3 protein-coding genes are annotated in these 1,867 nt (G+C 41.0%); 2 read left to right on the top strand and 1 reads right to left on the bottom strand.

Going from position 1 to position 1,867, the window contains the following annotated elements:
* Positions 1–92 precede the first annotated feature (92 nt).
* Positions 93–320: a type II toxin-antitoxin system Phd/YefM family antitoxin gene (locus tag PX484_RS07160; RefSeq protein ID WP_287765967.1), complete on the top strand. Its 228-nt coding sequence runs from the start codon at positions 93–95 to the stop codon at positions 318–320.
* Between the two features lie 373 nt (positions 321–693).
* On the opposite strand, the gene PX484_RS07155 is transcribed toward PX484_RS07160, so the two are convergent.
* Complete coding sequence (locus PX484_RS07155; RefSeq protein ID WP_287765965.1) at positions 694–1,419, bottom strand: GDSL-type esterase/lipase family protein; 726 nt, start codon at positions 1,417–1,419, stop codon at positions 694–696.
* Between the two features lie 225 nt (positions 1,420–1,644).
* On the opposite strand from PX484_RS07155, the gene PX484_RS07150 reads away from it, so the two are divergent.
* Positions 1,645–1,867: methylenetetrahydrofolate reductase (locus tag PX484_RS07150; RefSeq protein WP_288103285.1), on the top strand; the 223-nt coding region annotated here is incomplete at its 3' end.

Here is a 1,867-nt window from a genome sequence, read left to right as displayed (position 1 = left end):
TTATTCAGCAAACCCTAGATATAACTTAATCCATCGCTTTTCTTGATTGAGATTAAACTAATGTTTGTGTTGTTAATCAGTGAGGTAAACTAATGACTACAGTTGAATTAAAACAAGCCAAAAATCAACTTAATGAGTTATGGGAAGCTGGACTTGAAGGTGAAGAAATTATCATCACAGAAAATAATGAACCTGTAGTTAAATTAAGTCCTGTAAAGTTAGCCAAGAAACCACCGCTTCAACCGAGAAGTGCTGCGGGAAAATTTTGGATAGCCGATGATTTTGATGCCCCTTTAACTGATTTTGAAGATTATCAATAATTATGCTCAAAGTTTTAATAGATAGTCATGTATTTCTTTGGTATGTCACTAATAATAAACAATGGAGAGACAACCATAAAATTATGATTAATGAAAGAGAAAATCTAGTTTATCTTAGTTAAGGTAGTTTTGGTAAAATGACGATCAAATATAGTCTGGGAAAATTAACTTTTGATTCACCTTTTCGAGAATTTATTGAGTCACAAATTCAGAGCAATGATTGGGAAATTTTGCCCCTCAATTTACTACATTTTGAACGAGTAGCGCAATTGTCTGTTCAGCATTGTATTAGGTATGTATGGGGTAAGTTCAGTTATATTACCGGATCTTCTCGTTTCCGTAGCACCGCTAGATCCACTGATAACAGAGGACATCACTTTTCTACAATTCCTGTAAACGGTTGAATAAAACCATCCACACCGACAAAGGAGGTGAGGGGCGACCAGTTTAAAATATCCTCTAAAATTGATTGATAGCCCTGGACATTGGGATGAAGTCCATCTTGCATTAATCTTTCTTGACACCACAGATCACCCCGGTTCATCCAGAGATCAAATAAATCGAGATAGGGAATATTTTGCTCTAGACAAGCTTGTTTAGTGGTTTCTTTAAAACGATACTGATCGCGATGGTTGAAGTAAAAACAATCTAAAAAGGGCATTTTCCGCTCATCCACGGGAATCATACCTATAAACAAAACCGGGCAAAGAGAACGGGCCCGGCCCAGTAAATGTTCAATTTGAGTTTGAAAAAGATCGTGATCGGTATAAGTGCGACCATCGGGCCGGCCTAAACGGGCTGTATCATTAACACCGACGGAGAGAAGAATCAGGTCAGGAAGACGATTGCGAATTTCCCCCCTGAGACGAAATTCCTGTTCTAAGCGTTCGGACACTTGTACCACTCGATCGCCGCGAATACCCAAATTATACAGGGTATGACCGGCACTTTCCATCCACAAACGACGTAGGCGCTCGGCCCAACCGCCACCCACGGGGTCGCCATAGCCATACACAAGGCTATCTCCTAAAGCGACGATTTTAAGGGGATGGGTCATGATTGCGTCTTTGTCTTTAGTAGGAGGAGGAAGAGTTTGCATGATCGCTCGATCGAATCCGTTGTCCTTTACACTTGTAAACGGATTTGGTTAAACTGTCCGTGTATTATACTACATTAAAAAATTTTTCCTGCCAGTTAACTTATCTGATATCAGCCAGGTGCTGACACCGACCAGTATAAAGCAGCCCGATGATCATTGCTTCCCTAAGAGCCATTTCCGGGCTAAATCTGCTATAAAATTTATGGTTAAAACCTAGATAAATTGATGACTACTCGTTTACAACGCGCGGTTCAAGACCGAGAATTTTTGATTACAGCCGAGATTACTCCCCCGAAAGGGGGTAATACCAGTCATATGCTAGAAATGGCCCTCTGGCTAAAAAATCGCGTTCATGCGGCTAATATTACCGATGGCAGTCGCGCCGTAGTGCGAATGTCCTCTCTGGCTGCCTCCGCTATTCTCTATCAACACGACATCGAACCCATCT

The organism is Microcystis sp. M49636_WE2, assembly GCF_030065375.1.
GTDB lineage: Bacteria > Cyanobacteriota > Cyanobacteriia > Cyanobacteriales > Microcystaceae > Microcystis > Microcystis aeruginosa_C.
This window is presented reverse-complemented; position numbering and strand designations above follow the sequence as displayed.